The 17,180-nt window shown below is 45.1% G+C and carries 17 protein-coding genes; 3 read left to right on the top strand and 14 right to left on the bottom strand.

Translation table 11 applies throughout. The features are described from left to right. Nucleotides 1–44: 44 nt before the first annotated feature. Complete coding sequence (gene serB, locus VHA02S_RS00570; RefSeq protein ID WP_038898342.1) at nt 45–1,025, bottom strand: phosphoserine phosphatase; 981 nt, start codon at nt 1,023–1,025, stop codon at nt 45–47. Between the two features lie 91 nt (nt 1,026–1,116). On the opposite strand from serB, the gene VHA02S_RS00565 reads away from it, so the two are divergent. Beyond that, nucleotides 1,117–1,722 carry a YtjB family periplasmic protein gene (locus VHA02S_RS00565; RefSeq protein ID WP_009698713.1) on the top strand — a complete coding sequence of 202 codons (606 nt, stop codon included), beginning with the start codon at nt 1,117–1,119 and terminating at the stop codon, nt 1,720–1,722. Between the two features lie 90 nt (nt 1,723–1,812). On the opposite strand, the gene deoD is transcribed toward VHA02S_RS00565, so the two are convergent. The 11 genes from deoD to VHA02S_RS00515 form a co-directional block, all read right to left on the bottom strand. Further along, nucleotides 1,813–2,532: a purine-nucleoside phosphorylase gene (gene deoD, locus VHA02S_RS00560; protein WP_005449118.1), complete on the bottom strand. Its 720-nt coding sequence runs from the start codon at nt 2,530–2,532 to the stop codon at nt 1,813–1,815. A 146-nt stretch (nt 2,533–2,678) separates the two neighbouring features. Then, complete coding sequence (locus tag VHA02S_RS00555) at nt 2,679–3,899, bottom strand: phosphopentomutase (protein ID WP_038898341.1); 1,221 nt, start codon at nt 3,897–3,899, stop codon at nt 2,679–2,681. Between the two features lie 68 nt (nt 3,900–3,967). Further along, on the bottom strand, nt 3,968–5,296 hold the full coding sequence (gene deoA, locus VHA02S_RS00550) for a thymidine phosphorylase (RefSeq protein WP_005449121.1): 1,329 nt from the start codon (nt 5,294–5,296) through the stop codon (nt 3,968–3,970). Nucleotides 5,297–5,394: 98 nt separating this feature from the next. Continuing rightward, a complete protein-coding gene (deoC, locus tag VHA02S_RS00545) occupies nt 5,395–6,171 on the bottom strand; it encodes a deoxyribose-phosphate aldolase (protein WP_005449122.1) in 777 nt (258 codons plus the stop codon). A 580-nt stretch (nt 6,172–6,751) separates the two neighbouring features. Next, complete coding sequence (locus VHA02S_RS00540; protein WP_005449124.1) at nt 6,752–8,035, bottom strand: NupC/NupG family nucleoside CNT transporter; 1,284 nt, start codon at nt 8,033–8,035, stop codon at nt 6,752–6,754. 204 nt (nt 8,036–8,239) lie between these two features. Next, nucleotides 8,240–9,013, bottom strand: coding sequence for a TatD family hydrolase (locus VHA02S_RS00535; RefSeq protein ID WP_038898005.1), 774 nt, complete (start codon nt 9,011–9,013; stop codon nt 8,240–8,242). After that, entirely contained in the window at nt 9,000–9,167 is a 168-nt protein-coding gene (locus VHA02S_RS26045; protein WP_160167726.1) for a DUF5363 family protein, read from the bottom strand. The genes VHA02S_RS00535 and VHA02S_RS26045 overlap by 14 nt, the downstream gene beginning before the upstream one ends. Before the next feature lie 123 nt (nt 9,168–9,290). Further along, complete coding sequence (prfC, locus tag VHA02S_RS00530; RefSeq protein ID WP_005449129.1) at nt 9,291–10,880, bottom strand: peptide chain release factor 3; 1,590 nt, start codon at nt 10,878–10,880, stop codon at nt 9,291–9,293. Nucleotides 10,881–11,012: 132 nt separating this feature from the next. Then, nucleotides 11,013–12,080 carry a GGDEF domain-containing protein gene (locus VHA02S_RS00525; RefSeq protein WP_009698716.1) on the bottom strand — a complete coding sequence of 356 codons (1,068 nt, stop codon included), beginning with the start codon at nt 12,078–12,080 and terminating at the stop codon, nt 11,013–11,015. A 208-nt stretch (nt 12,081–12,288) separates the two neighbouring features. After that, nucleotides 12,289–12,747 (bottom strand): ribosomal protein S18-alanine N-acetyltransferase, encoded by a 459-nt coding sequence (gene rimI / locus VHA02S_RS00520; protein ID WP_038898004.1) that lies wholly within the window; start codon nt 12,745–12,747, stop codon nt 12,289–12,291. Nucleotides 12,748–12,759: 12 nt separating this feature from the next. After that, a complete protein-coding gene (locus VHA02S_RS00515; protein ID WP_005449132.1) occupies nt 12,760–13,158 on the bottom strand; it encodes a DNA polymerase III subunit psi in 399 nt (132 codons plus the stop codon). Between the two features lie 63 nt (nt 13,159–13,221). Between VHA02S_RS00515 and VHA02S_RS00510 the strand changes: the two genes are divergently transcribed. Further along, the gene (locus VHA02S_RS00510) at nt 13,222–13,674 is read left to right on the top strand and encodes a DUF2541 family protein (RefSeq protein ID WP_038898003.1); all 453 of its coding nucleotides are present in this window, start codon (nt 13,222–13,224) and stop codon (nt 13,672–13,674) included. 87 nt (nt 13,675–13,761) lie between these two features. Here the strand turns inward: VHA02S_RS00510 and VHA02S_RS00505 are convergent, their stop codons facing one another. Together VHA02S_RS00505 and ubiT are read right to left on the bottom strand one after the other, a co-directional pair. Further along, the gene (locus VHA02S_RS00505) at nt 13,762–14,265 is read right to left on the bottom strand and encodes a GNAT family N-acetyltransferase (RefSeq protein ID WP_038898002.1); all 504 of its coding nucleotides are present in this window, start codon (nt 14,263–14,265) and stop codon (nt 13,762–13,764) included. After that, nucleotides 14,249–14,776 carry a ubiquinone anaerobic biosynthesis accessory factor UbiT gene (ubiT, locus tag VHA02S_RS00500; protein ID WP_005431915.1) on the bottom strand — a complete coding sequence of 176 codons (528 nt, stop codon included), beginning with the start codon at nt 14,774–14,776 and terminating at the stop codon, nt 14,249–14,251. Before ubiT ends, VHA02S_RS00505 begins: the two co-directional genes overlap by 17 nt. Before the next feature lie 266 nt (nt 14,777–15,042). Between ubiT and VHA02S_RS00495 the strand changes: the two genes are divergently transcribed. Further along, complete coding sequence (locus VHA02S_RS00495; RefSeq protein WP_005449136.1) at nt 15,043–17,082, top strand: sensor domain-containing protein; 2,040 nt, start codon at nt 15,043–15,045, stop codon at nt 17,080–17,082. Nucleotides 17,083–17,180 lie beyond the last annotated feature (98 nt).

The following is a 17,180-nucleotide window of genomic DNA, read 5'->3' as shown; positions in this document are numbered from 1 at the left end:
AACTGGCGGTGTTTTTCTATCGTGTTTCGTCGTGAAAACCCAGATTATGGTTTCGCTTTCCAACTGATTTTCTGCTGCTTAACTAAAGCACCAGAAAGAATACACAGCACACCACCTAGACCTACGAATCGAACGGCAGTTTGCGCTTGCTCTTCAACTTTAGGTTTAGCGTGATAAGCCACACCCAGCCCTGCAGCAGACATCATCACCAGATCATTTGCACCGTCACCGACTGCGACGGTATTGTGTTGCTCAATCTCGTACTCTTCTGCAAGCTCTACCAAAATGTCAGCTTTGGTTTGGGCAGATACAACATCGCCAAGCACTTCACCCGTCAATTTGCCATCAACAATTTCTAGTTGGTTGGATTGCGCAAAATCCAATCCCACTTTGTCTTTAATAAAGTCGGAGAAGTACGTGAATCCACCAGAGGCAATCGCAGTCTTCCAACCCAATGCATTGAAGGTTGTAATCAACGCTTCGAAGTCTGGCATGAATGGCAGTTGGCTTCGTACCTGCTCAAGAATGGCTTCATCAGCCCCTTTCAGCTTACCAACGCGCTGACGTAAACTTTGTTCAAAGTCCAGCTCACCTTGCATGGCTCGTTCGGTGACTTCGGCGACTTCTTCGCCTACACCGGCAAGTTTAGCAATCTCGTCGATACACTCGATTTGAATCGCAGTTGAATCCATATCAAACACAACCAAACCCGGCGCAGAAAGATCCGGTACTTCATTTAAAGAAGCGTAATCCAGATTTAAGCTTTTCAGAATGGTTTCATGCTCTGGCGTAAGGTTACCCGCCATCAATGCCACTTCATACTGACCTACCTTCCAAGTATCTAAAATTGGGTTGTAGAAGCCGGTAAAAAAATCGATGTCTTCAAAATTGCGAGGCTCAAGGTGCTCACCAAATACAATCCAGTTAGCCTTGGCTTTATCGAGCTGAGTAGCAAAGCGAGTTTCGGGTAGTCGTTTTAAAAGAGTCGTATGCCTTCTGATAGGCAAGCTTTTTGACGCGTCCATGTATATAATCCCTTGTGACTTTGCTAAAACGTTACCTCAACAAGCTAAAAAGGCAAGTCTTTGTTTTGTTTTGAATGGACGAGTAAAGAGCATGAGTGAATCCTTATTCTCAGTAAGGAATGCCCTACGAATTCTGGCGCTGATACTGCTGTGTGTGATGCTATTTGTCACCATCAAAAACAGTGTCGTCATCAGTAAGGGTAATGAGAAGATACAAGCGCAGCAGCTTGAAACCCTGACCAAAGTTTTGATTTCACAGGCGTCGTTATCTGCCAGTGAAATGATCATAAATAAAGACCAAGAACGTCTGCTTAAACTGACGAATCAGTTAGCACAAGACCGTCTGGTATTCGATGCGACCATCTATGACGCGCAAGGTGTGCGTCTTGCATCCAGCAAAGAAGCGCTGTCTGTACGAGAGGTACTTGGATTAGATACGCCACTTGCGACAGCATCGATTGGACGTCAGCAGCTCGTTGAACCGGTACTGGCAGATGGTGCAGTGATTGGCTTTGTACGAGTGACTTTTGAAACCGGTCGTGTAACGGCAATCTCTGATCATCACTACCGTAAAAGTGATCGTTACATGTACATGATGGTACTGATGAGCTTTGCATGTGGCATGCTGTTCATCATGATTTTACGCAGACAGCCGATCCGCCGTAAAAAAGGTGAAAACCTATTGCTAACCAAGTAGTTCAAAAACCAATTTATCAAAATAAAACAGCCCGCATGATGCGGGCTGTTTTTTATGCTGATAAGCAAAAGAATAGAAGGCTGTTCGCCCTTACTCTTCATCACCTAGCAATACTGAATCAAGTGCGATTAGCATCATGTCGTTGAACGTAGTTTGACGTTCGTCTGATGTGGTTTGCTCGCCAGTTTTGATGTGGTCAGAAACAGTACAGATAGTCAGGGCTTTCGCGCCGTACTCAGCAGCAACGCCGTAGATACCAGCCGCTTCCATTTCAACACCTACGATACCGTACTTGTCCATTACGTCGAACATTTCTGGATCTGGCGTGTAGAACAGTTCTGCTGAGAACAGGTTACCTACTTTTACGTCTACGCCGCGAGCTTTCGCTGCTTCTTCTGCTGCGCGAACCATTTTGTAGTCAGCAATAGCGGCAAAGTCATGACCTTTAAAGCGGATGCGGTTAACTTTAGAATCAGTACAAGCGCCCATGCCGATAACAACATCACGTACTTTGATATCTTCGTTCACTGCGCCACAGCTACCTACACGAATCACTTTCTTCACACCGAAGTCTTTGATTAGCTCAGTCACGTAGATTGAACATGATGGAATACCCATACCGTGACCCATTACTGAGATCTTACGACCTTTGTAAGTGCCGGTGTAACCGAACATATTACGAACGTCACATACTTGAACTACATCTTCAAGGAAAGTCTCTGCAATGTATTTAGCACGTAGCGGGTCACCCGGCATTAGAACGACGTCTGCGAATGCACCCATTTCTGCGTTGATATGTGGAGTTGCCATGTTTCTTTTCCTTAACCTGTCTCTAGCGATCCGCACTGCTACTGGCGGTTTTGGCTAGAATATTCTCATTTCCGACAAGCAACATTTTCATGCTGCCAACATAAAACTAGGAGCAATCAAGCTCCTAGTTTTCAAAACCTACCTAATTATAGGAAGTTCTTACCGTAATCCATTGGTGATGTACCGAAGTAACTTGCCAATGTTTGACCGATATCTGCAAAGCTATCACGACGACCTAGTGAGCCCGCTGGTACTTTCTTACCATAAACAATTACTGGAATGTGCTCACGAGTATGGTCAGTACCAGGCCATGTTGGATCACAACCGTGGTCTGCCGTTAGGATAAGAACATCGTCTTCTTCCATTAGCTCTAGCACTTCGTTGATGCGACCATCGAAATACTCAAGTGCCGCAGCATAACCCGCTACGTCACGACGGTGACCGTACGCTGAGTCGAAGTCTACAAAGTTAGTGAATACGATACTGTTGTCACCCGCTTCTTTGATTTGCTCTAGTGTTGCTTCGAACAGTGCAGGGATACCTGTCGCTTTCACTTTCTTAGTGATGCCGCAGTTCGCGTAAATATCAGCGATCTTACCGATAGAAACCACATCACCTTGCTTCTCATCAACTAGCTTCTGAAGAACAGTTGCTGATGGTGGCTCAACAGAAAGGTCACGACGGTTACCTGTACGTTCAAATTGACCTTTACCAGGACCAATGAAAGGACGCGCAATAACACGACCGATGTTGTAATCTTCTAGCTCTTCACGTGCAATTTGGCAAAGCTCTAGTAGACGGTCTAGACCGAAAGTCTCTTCGTGACATGCGATTTGGAATACAGAGTCAGCAGACGTGTAAAAAATTGGCTGACCTGTCTTCATGTGCTCTTCACCAAGGTCATCCAATACTTGAGTACCTGATGCATGGCAGTTACCTAGGAAGTCGTCTAAACCCGCACGCTCAAGGATGCGGTCAGTCAGCTCTTTCGGGAAGCTGTTCGCTTTATCAGTGAAGTAGCCCCAATCAAACAGAACAGGCACACCAGCGATTTCCCAGTGACCAGATGGAGTATCTTTACCTGAAGAAAGCTCTGCTGCGTGACCGTACGCACCAATGATTTCTGCATCTGCGTCTAGGCCAGGTGCGAAGCGACCTGTTGACTCTTTATGTGCCATTGCCAAACCTAACTTAGATAGGTTTGGAAGACGAAGTGCACCTTTACGTTGATCGTTATCTGCTAAGCCTTGCTCACACTGGTCTGCAATATGACCTAATGTGTCTGAACCTACATCACCAAATTGTTCTGCATCTGCAGCTGCGCCGATGCCGAATGAGTCTAGTACTAAAATAAATGCTCTTTTCATTGCTCGTTCCTTAGGCCCACTCGGCTTCTTATTATGGTTGAGTAGGCCTTGTGTAATTACTTATTCGATTAAAGATCTTCTGCACGGATTTGACGGTAAACCTCTGGAGTTGGTGTGTACTCACCACCTACAGTGATTGCACTGCGAAGTGCTTTAGCGGCTTCTTCCCATTGCTCTTCAGTACGAGCATGAATAACCGCAAGAGGTTTATCGCTATCTGCTACTTCACCTAGACGGATGAAGTTATCGAAACCAACTGCATAGTCGATTTCATCTGTCGCAACGCGACGACCGCCGCCCATTGAAACAACAGCCATGCCGATAGCACGAGTGTCCATCGCAGATACAACGCCAGTTTCTGTTGCGTATACAGGTTTAATAATTTCTGCTTTTTCTAGGTAGTTATCGTAGTTTTCTACGAAGTCCGCAGGACCACCTAGACCAGCAACCATCTTACCGAAGCACTCAGCAGCTTTGCCGTTGTCTAGCGCTTCCATCAGTTTTGCACGTGCGTCTTCTGTGTTCTCAGCAAGTTTGCCAAGTACCAGCATTTCTGCACATGACGCCATTGTTACTTCAAGTAGACGTGGGTTACGGTATTCACCTGTTAGGAAGCGAACCGCTTCACGTACTTCCACTGCGTTACCCGCAGAAGACGCCAAGACTTGGTTCATGTCCGTTAGGATAGCGGTTGTCTTAGTGCCTGCACCGTTTGCTACCGCAACGATTGATTTTGCTAGCTCTTCAGACGCTTCATAAGTTGGCATGAATGCACCAGAGCCAACTTTTACGTCCATCACTAGAGATTCAAGACCAGCAGCAAGCTTCTTCGATAAAATCGACGCCGTGATTAGTGAAATGTTGTCTACAGTAGCCGTGATATCGCGAGTCGCGTAAACACGCTTATCCGCAGGAGCAAGATCACCCGTTTGACCGATGATAGCCACACCAGCATCTTTGGTCACTTGACCGAAAACATCGTTTGTTGGCGTGATGTTGTAGCCAGGGATAGACTCAAGCTTATCCAGCGTACCGCCAGTATGACCAAGACCACGACCAGAGATCATTGGTACGAAACCACCACATGCAGCCACCATTGGACCAAGCATTAGAGAAGTTACGTCACCCACACCACCGGTAGAGTGCTTATCGACAATTGGACCACCAAAGTTCATGTGGCTCCAATCGATAACCATACCTGAATCACGCATTGCACACGTTAGTGCGATACGTTCTGGCATCGTCATTTCATTGAAGAAGATTGTCATAGCAAATGCAGCGATCTGACCTTCAGATACACTGTTGTTCGCTACGCCTTGAATGAAGAAGTTGATTTCGTCGGCTGTTAGAACTTCGCCGTCACGTTTTTTACGGATAATTTCTTGTGGTAAATACATTAGTGCCTCCCAAGCTCATTTTGAGCCATGGTATAAGTAGGATAGAAGAGGTTTGGTAGCACCAAAGTTGGTGCTACCGTTCAGACGTATTGTTGGAATTAGTACGCTGTTGGATCAGCGACTTCGTCCGATACTTCTAATGTATTTAGTAGGTTTGTAAGCAGGCTAGACGCACCGAAACGGTAATGACGAGCATCAACCCAGTTATCACCTAGGATTTCGTCAGCCATTGCTAGGTATGCCGCTGCATCTTCAGCAGTACGCACACCACCTGCTGGTTTGAAACCAACAGTTTCTGCAACACCCATGTCACGAATAACTTCAAGCATCATGCGAGCGTATTCAGGCGTTGCGTTTACTGGCACTTTACCAGTTGAAGTTTTAATGAAGTCAGCACCTGCTTCAATACAGATTTGAGATGCTTTCTTGATTAGCGCTTCTTCTTTAAGTTCACCAGTTTCGATGATCACTTTAAGAAGGATGTCACCACAAGCTTCTTTACATTGCTTAACTAGCTCGAAGCCCACTTTCTCATCACCCGCCATTAGAGCGCGGTATGGGAAAACTACGTCAACTTCGTCTGCACCGTAAGCGACAGCCGCTTTTGTTTCAGCAACAGCGATTTCAATATCGTCGTTACCGTGTGGGAAGTTCGTTACTGTTGCGATACGAACTTCTGGCGTGCCTTGCTCACGAAGTGTCTTCTTAGCAATAGGAATAAAGCGAGGGTAAATACAAATTGCAGCTGTGTTGCCTACTGCAGATTTCGCGTCATGACATAGTGAGATCACTTTTGCATCAGTGTCATCATCATTTAGCGTAGTAAGGTCCATAAGTTTCAGTGCACGTAGCGCTGCTGCTTTTAAATCGCTCATTTCTATCTCCGATCAATATTCAAAAAATTCACTACTCAGCCTCACATCACTTCTCTAACTATAATCAACAAGTCGAGACAGTGTGAGAAATTGGCTAAACAGTCTATTTATGAACGGACTTGGTTCCCTGAAGACTCGGCATATACTGCGAAAAAGTCATATGCCAATTGCTATCCTTGTCACCGCACAGTACCAGTTTGGCCTATGGCACAACAATCTATGATTGCGGTGTCTTTAATATCACATCAAACAATAAAACGCTTGTTTGATTTGATATTGAGGGCAATTCATTTGCCCATCGAGTATGTAATATTCACTCTATGATTAAGTGGTTATCATAACCACGATCTCGTGATTACTACATTATAGATATTCACCGCAAAACTGTAGCACCAAATAGAGCGCAAACGGTTTGTATCTCAAAATTTTCCAGCCCCTATTCCACCGACTGCGTAAGCCACTCACGTAGATCTACGTGCGGTTAAGTTTTCAGGTCCAAAAAACGAAAAATGCCCCGCAGCAATCTCTTGCTACAGGGCATGGTTTAAAACGGCGTCTATATATTAAGAACCGATTCTAATTAAAATGCTGCAAGGCTAAGGCAGAAGCCTGCGATAGTCGCTGCCATTAGGTTAGACAACGTACCAGCAAGAACTGCTTTAATACCCATGCGAGCGATATCTGAACGACGGTTTGGTGCAAGGCTACCTAGACCACCAAGTAGGATCGCGATAGAAGAAAGGTTCGCGAAGCCACATAGTGCGAATGAGATGATAGCTGTAGTCTTCTCAGACATTACTTCACCAGTTGCCGCAACTACTTGAGCGCTGTCACCTAGGTAAGGTGTGAAGTTCAAGTAAGCAACGAATTCGTTAATAACTAGTTTCTGACCGATGAATGAACCAGCAACAACTGCTTCGTCCCAAGGAACACCGATTAGGAATGCTAGTGGAGAGAACGCGTAACCTAGGATTAGTTCTAGAGTCAGTTCAGGCATACCGAACCAACCGCCGATGCCACCTAGCATACCGTTAACAAGCGCAATCAGACCTACGAACGCGATTAGCATTGCACCAACGTTTAGTGCTAGTTGTAGACCAGAAGCCGCACCGCCCGCTGCTGCGTCGATTACGTTAGCTGGTTTGTCGTCGCCACCGTCCATTGCTTCTTCGATGTCTTCGTGAGGCTGATCAGTCTCTGGGTGAAGAATCTTAGCGAATAGTAGACCACCTGGTGCTGCCATGAATGATGCTGCTACTAGGTACTCTAGAGGTACACCCATTGAAGCGTAACCTGCTAGTACACCACCAGCTACAGATGCTAGACCACCACACATTACCGCAAATAGCTCAGATTGAGTCATTTTTGGAACGAAAGGACGAACAACAAGAGGTGCTTCAGTTTGACCTACGAAAATGTTAGCTGCTGCAGACATTGATTCCGCACGAGAAGTGCCAAGCGCTTTTTGTAGTGCACCACCAAGAATCTTGATAACCCACTGCATTACGCCAATGTAGTAAAGAACTGAAATCAGTGCTGAGAAGAAGATCAGTGTAGGAAGAACGCGGAATGCGAAGATGAAGCCGCCGCCGCCGAATACTTCGAACATCTTGTCAGAAACAAGACCACCGAATAGGAATGATGAACCGTTGTTACCGTAGTTGATAACGTTAGAAACACCAGTAGAGAAACCGTTTAGTAGATCACGGCCCCAAGGTACGTAAAGAACGAATGCACCTAGGATGAATTGGATAGCAAATGCGCCACCCACAGTTCTTAGATTGATAGCTTTACGGTTATTGGAAAATGCAAATGCGATAGCAAGAAGCACTACCATACCGACTAGGCTCATAAACAGGCTCATAGTTTATGACTTCCTTATAAGTTATTTGTTGGCGTGTTACAAAATGGAGCTATAAAGCGGGGGCAATTATACTCATGCAGAATCAATTAAAGTAATGCCACCCTCACACTTTCTTATAAGATTCATCATTGATTCACTCTCGTTTGTGAGTCAACTCACAATAAGCAGGAAAACGTTTTCGCTTTTAAACAGCTTCTTTAGATTTTATTCACATATAAAGAAAGCAGAATTGCTATTTTCCCACAGCTTAGAAGCAATCGATTGCTTGCTTTTTCTATGTAAAGAAGCCAATTCATTGAGAACATGAATAAGTTGTAAGGGATGATTCGGCTCACCCTGATAACCAAGTATAGGCATATCTGGGGCATCCGTTTCTAAGACGAGATGTTCAAGGGGTAATCTTTGAATTGCGTCGCGAGTTTTGTTAGCTCTCGGATACGTAATAGTGCCTCCGACGCCAATCGAAAATCCTAATCGAACCCATTCCATCGCCTGTTGGTAGCTGCCTGAGAACGCATGCAACACCCCACCTTTTGGTAAATGTGCCGCTTTGACCATTTGAATAAGTCGATTGTGCGCTTTGCGGCTGTGCAGGATCACCGGTAAATCAAACCGCTTTGCTAGCTCAAATTGCAACTCAAGCGCGCGCTCTTGTCGCTCAACCGGCACTTCGATGGCGAAATCCAAACCGCACTCTCCTATTGCAACGCATTGCCGGTTGGACGAAGAAAGCAATGATTCCAACTCTGGAGCAAATTGCTCAAACTCTTGTTGGAGAAAATAGGGATGAAAACCCAGCGCATAATAGAGATGAGAATATTGATTGGCGAGGTCTTGAATGCGAGTCCAATTACTTGGCCCGACAGACGGAATAAGGATGCGCTCTACTCCTTGCTCACGCGCAAGCTCAACTTGATATGCAAAGTCATCTTGGAAGACATCGAAGTCAAAGTGGCAATGAGTATCAAATAGTTTCATTACTTGGCTTCTCTTGATCTTCTTTCTTTGTTGAAGATGGCTCATTAGCTGGGTCTTGTTTGTACGGCACGCAACTGCGCTTTTGATCGGGTGTTAGTCCCATCTCTTTGCACCAATCATCGTAGCGTTTAAGTCCTTTTTTAAACCAGTTCATTACACACCCTTTTTTAGCTCATAGAGTTCTTTCCAAACCAAATAAAAAAAACCGCCGTTAACTAAGTGTATAGCTAACGGCGGCTTATAATCTAGTACGCGATATAAAGCGAGTTAGATTCGATTAGTGCTCACGTGTCGCACGGAAATCGATATCAGGGAAACGCTCTTGCGCTAGGTTTAGGTTAACCATGGTCGGTGCAATGTAAGTTAGGTTATCGCCACCGTCCAATGCTAGGTTCGTTTGGTTCTTACGCTGGAACTCATCCAGTTTCTTCGCATCGCCACACTCAACCCAACGAGCAGTTGCCACGTTCACGCCTTCATAGATCGCTTCAACGTTGTATTCTGACTTCAAACGAGCTACAACCACGTCAAACTGAAGTACACCAACCGCACCTACGATAAGGTCGTTGTTTTGCAATGGACGGAATACCTGTACCGCACCTTCTTCAGACAGCTGAACCAGACCTTTTAGTAGCTGCTTCTGCTTCAATGGATCTTTTAGACGAATACGACGGAACAATTCCGGAGCAAAGTTTGGAATACCAGAAAACTTCAGCGCTTCACCTTGAGTGAAAGTGTCACCAATTTGGATAGTGCCGTGGTTGTGTAGACCAATGATGTCACCCGCGTAAGCGTGCTCTGCACGAGAACGGTCACCCGCCATAAAGGTTACCGCATCTGAAATACTCACTTGCTTGCCAAGACGAACGTGGTTCATCTTCATGCCTTGCGTGTAAGTGCCCGATACGATACGCATGAAGGCAATACGGTCACGGTGTTTTGGATCCATGTTTGCTTGGATCTTAAATACGAAACCAGAGAACTTGTCTTCTGTTGCTTCAACATCACGCTCAACTGCTTGACGCGTTTTCGGTGCAGGAGCCCACTCCGTCAGACCATCTAGCATGTGGTCAACACCAAAGTTACCCAGTGCCGTACCAAAGTAAACTGGCGTTAGTTCACCCGTTAGGAATAACTCTAAGTCAAACTCAGGGCATGCGCCCATGACAAGTTCAAGCTCTTCACGAACGCTTTCTGCTAGGCTTTCACCTACTTTTTCGTCTAGCTCTGGATTGTCTAGACCTTTGATGATGCGAACTTCTTGGATCTCATGACCATGACCTGATTCGTACAGAATCGTTTCGTCACGGTGAATGTGGTAAACACCTTTAAACTCTTTACCACAGCCGATTGGCCATGTGATTGGCGCACACATCATGCCCAATTCGTTTTCTACTTCATCCAATACTTCCATTGGATCACGAACGTCGCGGTCAAGTTTGTTCATGAAGGTTACGATTGGCGTGTCACGTAGACGTGTAACTTCCATTAGTTTACGAGTACGGTCCTCAACACCTTTCGCTGCATCGATAACCATCAGACATGAGTCAACTGCCGTTAGAGTACGGTAAGTATCTTCCGAGAAGTCTTCGTGTCCAGGAGTATCAAGTAGGTTTACCAGACAATCGTTGTAAGGGAACTGCATTACAGAAGTAGTAACCGAGATACCACGTTCCTTTTCCATTTCCATCCAGTCTGATTTTGCGTGCTGTGCGTTACCACGACCTTTAACCGTACCTGCTTTTTGGATCGCGTTTCCGAATAACAGTACTTTTTCAGTAATGGTGGTTTTACCCGCATCCGGGTGAGAAATAATAGCGAACGTTCTACGCTTAGAAACTTCGCCTAGAAAAGGTGTATTTGACATGAAACTGGTCTTCTTTGATGTCTGATGACTTGCTCGAAATTCAAACAAGCTTTATTCGATTCAATATTGCGCGGTATTCTCGCTTATTATTGCTTTAGGGGCAACTTTCCTCGTGAGTTTGTCCTCGCGAGTTTATAGATAACTACGTTGCTGAGCTTCGTCCTGCCAGTCGAGCAATTCGACTTCAGCAGCAATGGTAGAAGCCACTACAATTTGGTCCCGCCCATTTTGCTTTGCATCGTACAAAGCAATGTCAGCACGCTTTAGCCAAAGATCTGGTGTGTCATCATCAAGCAAGCACTCAGAAATGCCCACACTCAAAGACACTTTTGCATGGCGAGGATAATGTTTGGCGCGCACCTTATCGCTGATGCTACTCATCATAAATTGCGCGGTTTGATCGGAAAGTCCTTCAAACAAGATCAAGAACTCATCTCCCCCCAATCGAAACAGCAAATCGTACTCTCTTGAATAGTCATTGAGCGTTGTAACGATCTGACTGATCACCTCATCCCCAACATCATGACCGTACAAATCATTTACCTGTTTAAAATGGTCAATATCAATGACTGCTATTGAAGAGGTGGTACCGCTTCTTTTTTCATCTAAGGCTCGTAGAAGAAAAGCTTCTAACTGCCCTCGATTAAGAGCACCTGTCATCGAGTCTCTAGTAGAAAGAAACTTCAACCTATCCTGCAACTCAACAATTTTATGCACTGCCACATGCGCAACTATGGCGCAGCAAATTACCGCAACAACAAAACGTAAAGTGATGCTCCATTCAAGTTGATACCAAGCAGAGAATGTACAGCCAGCTATGATCCACCCATTGGTAACCAACGCATCTTTACTCGGGATGATAAATACCAAAGCCACAATGACCGGAAATACCCAATACGTCGCGATGATGCCAAAGATATGCACACTTAAAACCACTGATAACCAAAGCAAAAACAGTGGAATACGATATCCAATTTTACTTTCACCAAGGATAAACAATGCAGCAAACTCAATAATGAAACTCAGTTGGAAAGCCAGTAAAACACACCCAAGGAATGTCTCCCCAATCAGGAGATTTTTAATACCAAGTGGCACAAATGTCGCCAAGGTCACCAACATTAAGACTGTTAGAACAGTTCCCCTACTCTGCTCATCAAACAACTGAGCAACAGGAGTATCGAATTTTTGCGGATACGGCATCGTAAATTCTTCCTCCCGACAAGATCTTGTTTCATATAATTTATAAACTTATAACCTACATGGTAATAAAGCGAACAAAAATAAGCTTGGCAAATCGGTTAAAAGGATGAAGTAAAATGCTAGAAAGTAAAAAGCCTCGGGAATTCCGAGGCTTATTAATGTGACGATGAACTTAAGGTATGTGCAATTTATTTACTATCCACAGACCTTACTCATGAAAAAACAGGTAGCTCATGATGATGGCATCTTCTTTCCCATTACCCGTTTTAGCTGGGTAATAGTTATAACGACGATCCACTTCATTAAAACCCGCTTGCTCATAAATATGGATTGCCGGGTGGTTGCTTTCACGTACCTCCAACCAAGCGCTTTCTGCTTTGGCTTGCTCGCAGTATTCGATAAACGCATCCAGTAATTTTTGCCCAAGCCCTTTGCCTTGATGAGATGGCGCTATGGCAATATTCAATAACGTCACTTCCCCAACAATATTCTGCCCATAGAAGTAACCCACCACCTGAGTACCTTCCAGCATCACATGATGACAAGCACCGCGACTGGATAAATCACGAACCAAAGATTCTGCCCAAGGGTGAGAATGCGCTTGCTGTTCGATTTGCCAAACTTGGTCAAGGTGCTCCGCACCCATCAGCGTAATTTCAATTGTCACGCGTTAGCTCCGTTAAGAGTACGAACAGATTTGTTGCCACAATGCACGGCGTTGTTCGTTGTTGCCATCAATATCTTGTAATAGCGGTGAAGTCAGTTGCTTGGCATTGATGCTGGCATCTGCCTCACAGCCTGCGAACCACACCCACTCTAGTTGATGCTCCCCCAGCATGGATAAGCGTTCAGGCTCTAGGTGCAGCGCGTCGTCAAGCGTGAGCTTAATGCTTTTTAAAACACGCTCAAACATCAAAGCTGTCTCGTTTTCTGGACACGTTGGCGATACCAATAGGAGTTTACAAGAACTTTGCAAATCCAATAATGGCGATTGATAGCCTTCCAGCCTTTCTGGGTGACTCAGCTCCCAAGTGCTGATCCCCATTTCATGTAAATATTGTTTCTCGTTAATTGACATCTTTTGTCACCTATTTGAACGAGGCAATCCTATCAAAATTTCGCATTTAAAGTCAGAGGTGTTATGAAGCTTTTCCAATCAATCGCTATTACGTTACTTATCGCCACCACCAGCTTTACCGCATTCGCTAAGGATAGCAACGATGGTTGGGAGCTGATCGCAGAGAAAATCGTGAACTTCCAAACAGAAACCGACACAGTAGAGCCAAACGGTCTGTTTCAAAACCGTAAATTCAGCAAGATCAAAATTAAGTGCACTCAAGGCACCATGAGTATTAAGAACATGAAAGTGACCATGACCGATGGCAGCGAGAAAAAACTCAAAACCATGGTTGGCACTCTGACCAAAGGCATGTCGACGCGCGCTTGGACACTGCCGGGTTCTGAAGATGCGAAATTCAAACGTTTAGAGATGGAATACAAAAGCTGGGGTAACATGACATTGAATGCTGCTGGCATGAGTAAAAAGGCAAAAATCGAAGTTTGGGGTAAAAAACGCGTCCAAGAACAGGATTAATCCACCTTTCCTCTTTTGCCAGTCAAAAAATCGGCTCAAAAACAAAGCCCGCTTTTTTCAGCGGGCTTTGTCATTCAATATTGGCAATTATAGCTCAGAGAATTCTGGAGAATAATCGATGCGACCAGAGCGTCCGTCACACTGACCTTCGACCAATTCTGCTACACGGAACGCACCTTGCGGTACTTCCCACGCACAGTCGAAGCCCATCTCTTCGCTGGCTGTAAAGCCTTGGCGCGCATAGTAATCCGGCTCACCCAATACCACACACACTGGGTAACCAAAATCACGCAGTGAATCAAAGCCTTCTTTGATTAACTCAGCGGCAATGCCTTGGCGGCGGTAATCTTCATGTACAGCCAAAGGCGCAAGACCTTGCCATGACAAATCTTCACCATTCAACGTCACAGGGCTAAACAACGCGTGACCAACCACTTCACCTTCATCGGTACATGCCACCAAAGACAGAGTGAGCTTACCGTTTTCACGTAAACGCATCACTAGGTTGGCTTCCGCATCCGTTGGGAAAGCGTGTTTTAATAAGCGGTCAATGGTGAGAATGTCCGCAGGGGCTTCAGTTCGAATAAGCATTCGCTACTCCGGTTTCTTGTGCAGGCGCTTGAACCCCTTTCTGAACAAAGTCAGCCAATTGGTTCAGTGCTACTTGCATCGCTTTTGGTAACTGCTCTAAGTCGACACTGTCCATCAGGTTTTTCACTTCTAAGCCAAGCTCAGTGTCGCCCTCGATAGAAAGACGACGTTGGAAGAACAGCGTATCAGGGTCTTCTTTGCGACCAGCAATAAGTACTAGGTCGTTAAGGTTACCACTAAAGCTTACATCTTCCTGAACCGGTTTCTCTGCTACCACTAATTTTTCATCTTGGTAGCTGATGTACCATGCTAAGTTCAAGTCTTTAATCGCAACTTTTAACCACTTGTCTTCAAGGAACTCAAAATCGCCATCTTCTAGGGCTTCTTTGAACACCATTTTCAAACCTTCCAATAAGGCTTTTTTCTGAACAGTTTGTGGCAATAACTGGACTGGAGATCGCAAAATTGATGCTGCGTTCTTTACTAGTTGACTGCGAATCTTGTTTAACACGCTAATTATCCGTTACTTTGTCATAAGGTTGTCTATCTTACGCAATAGAGTAATACCAGTACCTGTTATGTATCAATAAATCTGTTTGTTTTAGAAATAGGCAGTTTTACTCACCCAAGCGTCGTTTTTTTGACCTTACGTGTATTATTGACGCGAAGACGTGGATAAACGCTTTAATAACGGTATGTTCAAAGTTATAGTTATCAAAATAGCGTTTTTATTACACGGACGAATAATCAGGCTCATTGGAGATCGGTAACACCTTAATGCCTTCCCAGCAATTACAACATTGGTTTGCAACGCTTACCTCAAATAGCCCATTCTTTTTTGCCATTCTTGATAAGAAACACAATTATCGAATGGTAAGTGATCGCTATTGTGACATTGCAGGCTTAGGACACGACGACATCGTTGGTCTGAACGACAGCCAAGTACTGGGAGAGCAGTTCTATAAGAAGCTCGCGCCCTACTACCAACGCGCGTTCAAAGGCGATCATGTTGAAGCGGAAATCACGCTTGACGAAACGGACCTTGAAACCAGCCTTCACTTTAGCCTTTCTCCAGTTCATGAAGAAAATGAAATCCGCTTCGTGGTCTTCCACGCCATCGATACGTCTGAGAAACAAATTCTGGTTCGTTCTTTAGAAGAGTCAGAAAGTAAGTTCGCCAAATTAACCCAATTACTGCCTGACGGGTTGTTATTGGTAGAAGATGACATCATCATCTCTGCCAACCCAGCCTCCGCACGTTTACTCGGGTTGAACTCGCCTCATGAGCTACTTGGTGAAGAGCTGACTCGCTTGTTTATCGATGAAAACAGCAAAAAAGTCTTCACCCATCGCATCAGCACATTACTTTCTGAAAAACCTTTTGTGTGTCTGACCAGCGCCCGCTGTGGCTTCGAACGGAAAGTTCAGTTGCATGCTGATACCACGGCAATTCTTGGGAGTGAATCTCAAATCATTTTGATCCAAGATGCCGATGACGCGCCCAAGCTGCTCTCTTCTAATTCCAATGAAGACGCACACATCGATTCACTGACCAAGCTGTATAACCGCTTTGGCTTTACGAAACGATTAGAGCAACTTATTAAGAGCCAGACACCGTTGCTGGTTTTCTACCTCGACATCGATAACTTTAAGAACATTAACGACTCACTTGGTCACCACATCGGTGACAAAGTGATTCAAGAAGTCTCCGCCCGCTTAAAACGATCTTTACCTAATCAAGCCATCATTGGGCACTTGGGCGGCGATGAGTTTGGTATCATTCTGCCTGAGCCAGAAAACACTCGCATGGCGGAGATTCTCTCTGAGCGCATTATTTCTCTGATTAACCAACCTTTCGATCTCCATCACTTCAGTAAACGCCTTGCATGCTCTATCGGTAGTGTGCGTTACCCAGAAGATGGGCAAGATGCACGCATTCTGCTGCAAAATGCTGACACTGCAATGTATGAAGCGAAAGATCGCGGTCGGAACCGTCTGATTAAATTCAACGATCAGATGAACAAAGAAGCGCGCATGCGTTTATGGCTAGAAATTGAACTGCAGAAAGCCTTGCAGCAAAACGGGTTGGAAGTCTGGTACCAGCCGAAGGTTAACGCGCGTGACTTCAGCATTAACGGCGCCGAAGCGCTTGTACGTTGGAAGCACCCAGTCGAAGGCTACATCAGCCCGGGCGCATTTATCCCTGTCGCCGAGCGTGCAGGCTTAATTGAACACCTTGGTCGCGTGGTCATGCGCGATGTGTTTAACACAGTAAAACGCTGGAAACTGCAAGGCATTCTACCGGGACGCGTGGCGATCAACCTCTCTCCAGAGCAGTTCGGTAATCCACAACTGATCGACTATATGGAGAAGTTACTGCGCACTACTGAACTTGACCCAAGCTGCATTACCTTTGAGCTCACCGAAAGTGCGGTAATGAGCGATAGCGAACACACTTTGCAAATGCTTAATGCGATCAAGAAGCTTGGTTTCGCGCTGTCTATCGATGATTTCGGTACTGGTTACTCTTCCCTTTCCTACTTAGCACGCTTCCCTATCGATGAATTAAAAATCGACCGTGCGTTTATCAACGACATCGATACACTACCGAAACAGGTGACGGTGATTGAGAACATCATCAATCTTGGTAAATCATTAGATTTGACCGTTGTTGCCGAAGGTGTAGAAACCCACCAGCAAGCAACACTGCTATCGAACCTACAATGTAACTCGATTCAGGGCTTCCATTTCTACCGTCCTCAACCTAAACACGAAGTGGAAGAGTTGTTTGCGCAAAACCGCCGTCATAAGAACTGATCTCAACTGCAACAAAATCTGAGTGTTACCCCTTACTCTCAAGGGGTAAATCTCAACTTTATTGAGCTAAACCTAACTTAGGTCAATTTCGCTATTCA

This window comes from Vibrio harveyi NBRC 15634 = ATCC 14126 = KCTC 12724, from assembly GCF_001591145.1.
Taxonomy (GTDB): domain Bacteria; phylum Pseudomonadota; class Gammaproteobacteria; order Enterobacterales; family Vibrionaceae; genus Vibrio; species Vibrio harveyi.
This window is presented reverse-complemented; position numbering and strand designations above follow the sequence as displayed.

What these genes read in the sequence shown, in the direction of transcription:
- VHA02S_RS00565 (WP_009698713.1), top strand. Translation starts at nt 1,117, where the DNA reads ATGAGTGAATCCTTATTCTCAGTAAGGAATGCCCTACGAATTCTGGCG.
- VHA02S_RS00535 (WP_038898005.1), bottom strand. Translation starts at nt 9,013, where the DNA reads ATGAAACTATTTGATACTCATTGCCACTTTGACTTCGATGTCTTCCAA.
- VHA02S_RS00505 (WP_038898002.1), bottom strand. Translation starts at nt 14,265, where the DNA reads ATGCTTATTCGAACTGAAGCCCCTGCGGACATTCTCACCATTGACCGC.
- deoC (WP_005449122.1), bottom strand. Translation starts at nt 6,171, where the DNA reads ATGAGCGATTTAAAAGCAGCAGCGCTACGTGCACTGAAACTTATGGAC.
- deoA (WP_005449121.1), bottom strand. Translation starts at nt 5,296, where the DNA reads ATGTATTTACCACAAGAAATTATCCGTAAAAAACGTGACGGCGAAGTT.
- serB (WP_038898342.1), bottom strand. Translation starts at nt 1,025, where the DNA reads ATGGACGCGTCAAAAAGCTTGCCTATCAGAAGGCATACGACTCTTTTA.
- VHA02S_RS00525 (WP_009698716.1), bottom strand. Translation starts at nt 12,080, where the DNA reads ATGCCGTATCCGCAAAAATTCGATACTCCTGTTGCTCAGTTGTTTGAT.
- deoD (WP_005449118.1), bottom strand. Translation starts at nt 2,532, where the DNA reads ATGGCAACTCCACATATCAACGCAGAAATGGGTGCATTCGCAGACGTC.
- VHA02S_RS26045 (WP_160167726.1), bottom strand. Translation starts at nt 9,167, where the DNA reads ATGAACTGGTTTAAAAAAGGACTTAAACGCTACGATGATTGGTGCAAA.
- prfC (WP_005449129.1), bottom strand. Translation starts at nt 10,880, where the DNA reads ATGTCAAATACACCTTTTCTAGGCGAAGTTTCTAAGCGTAGAACGTTC.
- VHA02S_RS00515 (WP_005449132.1), bottom strand. Translation starts at nt 13,158, where the DNA reads ATGTCAATTAACGAGAAACAATATTTACATGAAATGGGGATCAGCACT.
- VHA02S_RS00540 (WP_005449124.1), bottom strand. Translation starts at nt 8,035, where the DNA reads ATGAGCCTGTTTATGAGCCTAGTCGGTATGGTAGTGCTTCTTGCTATC.
- VHA02S_RS00495 (WP_005449136.1), top strand. Translation starts at nt 15,043, where the DNA reads ATGCCTTCCCAGCAATTACAACATTGGTTTGCAACGCTTACCTCAAAT.
- VHA02S_RS00555 (WP_038898341.1), bottom strand. Translation starts at nt 3,899, where the DNA reads ATGAAAAGAGCATTTATTTTAGTACTAGACTCATTCGGCATCGGCGCA.
- VHA02S_RS00510 (WP_038898003.1), top strand. Translation starts at nt 13,222, where the DNA reads ATGAAGCTTTTCCAATCAATCGCTATTACGTTACTTATCGCCACCACC.